The sequence below is a fragment of the Rhodococcus sp. R1101 genome, assembly GCF_000278445.1.
GTDB lineage: Bacteria > Actinomycetota > Actinomycetes > Mycobacteriales > Mycobacteriaceae > Rhodococcus > Rhodococcus gordoniae.
In genome coordinates this window covers 1-3,321 of record NZ_AJVB01000430.1, presented here as the reverse complement: position 1 = coordinate 3,321, position 3,321 = coordinate 1, and the positions used below count along the sequence as shown (strand labels likewise).

Annotated in this window: 3 protein-coding genes; all 3 read right to left on the bottom strand. The window is 67.2% G+C overall.

Annotated features, from left to right (window positions below):
• Positions 1-251, bottom strand: a 251-nt coding sequence (locus R1101_RS0119260; RefSeq protein ID WP_026003474.1) for an iron chelate uptake ABC transporter family permease subunit, incomplete at its 3' end; no start/stop codon positions are given.
• 49 nt (positions 252-300) lie between these two features.
• A complete protein-coding gene (locus R1101_RS0119255; RefSeq protein WP_129976607.1) occupies positions 301-1,446 on the bottom strand; it encodes an ABC transporter substrate-binding protein in 1,146 nt (381 codons plus the stop codon).
• A gap of 174 nt (positions 1,447-1,620) precedes the next feature.
• A partial coding sequence (locus R1101_RS0119250; RefSeq protein WP_016934959.1) for a proline--tRNA ligase occupies positions 1,621-3,321 on the bottom strand: 1,701 nt, incomplete at its 5' end.

Genomic DNA, 3,321 nt, shown 5'->3' with positions numbered 1-3,321 from the left:
ACGGCGCCGGTGAGCGCCAATCCGGCACCGATCAGAATGGACAGCAGCACGCGAGGCAGCCGGACGTCGAGGACGACCGTGCTCTCCTGCTGCGTCCAGGTCTCGCGGAGCGGAAGGATCTGGCCTGCGAGCAGTCGGACGATCTCGTTCGGAGGAACGAAATAGCGTCCCACCGCGAGGGCGACGAGGGCGACCACCACGAGCAGGGCGGTGAAGCCCACGATCATCAGCGGATTACGGCCCCACTTCACCGGCCGGGGTGCCGGGATCGGCGCCCCAGGGGAAGAGGGCGCTGCCGAGTCAACGTGCGAACTGGTCATAGCTCGCGGCGTCCCGGTTCAGGTCGAAGCGCAGCACCTGGTCGATCTCGTCCTCGGAGATCTCGTAGGCGAACAGGTCGTCGAAGGCCGCGCGGATGTCGTCGCGGAACTCACCGGTCTGCTCCTGCGGATAGAGGATGCGGAACATCCACTCCCACATCAGGGGCGATTCGGCGCTCGGGACCTGCCAGCGGTAACCCCCGAGCGGGGTCTTGTAGACGCGGCCGTTCTGCACCGCGCTCACACCGGCGAGACGCGGGTCGGCGTAGATATCGGCAGGGGTGCTCTGGTCGAAGCCGCTGAGCATGATGACCTCGGGGTCCCAGGCGAGGATCTGCTCGGGACTGACCTGGCCGGAATCCGAGACGAATCCTTCGGTGACGAGATCGGCCCCGACGAGGTCGAACTGGAAACCGTCGTATCCGGTGGCGCTCGTCGTGCTGTAGGCGTCGCCGTTGCGCGAGAGGATCATCGCGCGCGGTCGCGGGGCGTCCTGTCCGGCGACCTTCTCGCGCATCTCCTCGATCTCGGCGCGCTGCCAGGCGACGAGTTCCTCACCGCGCTCGGGCTTGCCCGCGATCTGGGCGAACAGTGTGATCCATGCTTCCAGGTCCTCCTGCGTGCCGTACTCGAGTCCCACCACGGGGAAACCGACGGATTCGATGGGCTCGACGACGTCGGGACCACGATCGCCCCACTGGACGACGACGTCGGGGTCGAGTTCGAGCAGCGTCTCGACATTGGGCACGAAGTCGCTTCCGGCCACGGTGGTCGACTCGGCCGACGCCGGGAACATGGTTGCGAACATGCCGCCCTGGTTCGCGACGAGTGTGGACTGGTTGATGCCGACGATGCGGTCGTAGCTCCGGTCGACCGCCGCGAAGATCGAGGGGGCGGGCATGACGGTGAAGGCCACCTTCTCGGCCGGACCGTCGAGGGTGATCGTCTCGCCTCGCTGGTCGACGATCGTGACGGTGTCACCCGTGGTCGATGCGCCGGCCTCCTGGGTGTCGCGGCTCGAGCATCCGGCCGTGAAGGCGAGGGCACCGATGAGTCCCGCGGCGACCCACCGGGACGACGACGCCACGCCCCGCTGCCGCATCTCCCGCCGCACCGTCGATCTCATATCCACCATCCGTTTCTGTCGTGACAGACCACAAGAACGGAATGAGGTTAGCATTACCTATGCAGTGCCGGTATTGCCGCCTTCGCGCAGATGCAGCGATGCCCCCGCACAGAGAGTGCGAGGGCACCGGCAGACAGGGTTCAGCGAGAGACAGGGGTCAGCGAGAGACAGGGGTCAGCGAGAGAGGATGCGCTGGACGACCTCCCCGATCGGCACCTCGTCGGCGACACCGGAGAAGCGGTCGCGAACCTCGACCGTGCCGTCGGCGAATCCACGCCCGACCACGACGACCAGCGGCATGCCCAGGAGTTCGGAATCCTTGAACTTGACGCCCGGCGACGCCTTACGGTCGTCGAGCAGGACCTCCACCCCCGCGTTGGACAGTTCCTCGGCGAGATTCTCTGCCCCCTCGCGCGCCTGCTCGTCCTTGTTCGCGATCACCAGGTGCACGTCGAACGGGGCGATCTCCGTCGGCCACCGCAGGCCCTTCTCGTCGTGCTGCTGCTCGGCGATCACCGCGACGAGGCGGGAGACCCCGACGCCGTAGGAGCCCATCGTGGGGCGCACCGGCTTGCCGTTCTCCCCGAGCACGTCCACCGCGAAGGCATCGGTGTACTTGCGGCCGAGCTGGAAGACGTGGCCGATCTCGATTCCGCGAGCGGAGACGAGTGCACCGGCTCCGTCGGGCGACGGATCGCCGTCGCGCACCTCGGCGGCCTCGATCGTTCCGTCCGGCGTGAAGTCGCGACCCGCGACCAGCCCGAATACGTGCTTGCCCTGCTCGTCGGCACCGGTGATCCAGCTGGTGCCGTCCACCACCCGCGGGTCGACGAGATAGCGGACACCGTTGGCGAGCAGCGCCTTCGGGCCGATGTAGCCCTTCACGAGGAAGGGATTGGCCTCGAAGTCGGCGTCGGTGAGCAACTCCACCTCGGCGGGTTCGAGCGAGGCCTCGAGGCGCTTGTCGTCGACCTCGCGGTCGCCGGGGATGCCGATGCCGAGCAGTTCCCAGTCGCCACCGGGCTGCCGGACCTTGACCATGACGTTCTTGAGCGTCTCGGCCGCGGTGACCTCACGACCGAGGACCTCCGACGCCGAAGCGACGAGCGAGGCGATCGTCGGGGTGTCGGGGGTGTCGTGCACGACCGCCTCGGGCTGTCCGTCGATCGGCAGCGGTTCGGGCGCGAGGGTCTTCACCGCTTCGACGTTCGCGGCATAACCGGATTCGAGGCATCGCACGTAGGTGTCCTCACCTGCCGGCGAATCGGCGAGGAACTCTTCGGAGGCACTGCCGCCCATCGCGCCGGAGGTGGCCGAGACGATCACGTACTCGACCCCGAGGCGCGTGAAGATGCGTTCGTAGGCGTCGCGGTGCGCCCGGTAGGACTCGGCGAGCCCTTCGTCGGTGAGGTCGAAGCTGTACGAATCCTTCATGACGAACTCGCGGCCACGCAGGATGCCGGCGCGGGGCCGTTCCTCGTCGCGGTATTTCGTCTGGATCTGGTACAGCGTGACGGGGAAGTCCTTGTACGAGTTGTATTCACCCTTGACGGTGAGCGCGAACATCTCCTCGTGGGTGGGCCCGAGAAGGTAATCGCCGCCCTTGCGGTCCTGCAGCCGGAACAGACTGTCGCCGTATTCCGTCCAGCGGTTGGTGGTCTCGTAGTGCTCGCGCGGCAGCAGCGCCGGCAGGACGATCTCCTGCGCACCGATGGAATTCATCTCCTCGCGCACGACCCGCTCGACCTGTCGCAGCACCCGCAGCCCCAACGGCAGCCACGAATACACACCGGGTGCGATACGTCGCACGTATCCGGCTCGGACCAGCAACTTGTGGCTGGCGACCTCGGCGTCGGCCGGGTCGTCTCGGAGGGT

What these genes read in the sequence shown, in the direction of transcription:
- R1101_RS0119255 (WP_129976607.1), bottom strand. Translation starts at nt 1,446, where the DNA reads ATGAGATCGACGGTGCGGCGGGAGATGCGGCAGCGGGGCGTGGCGTCG.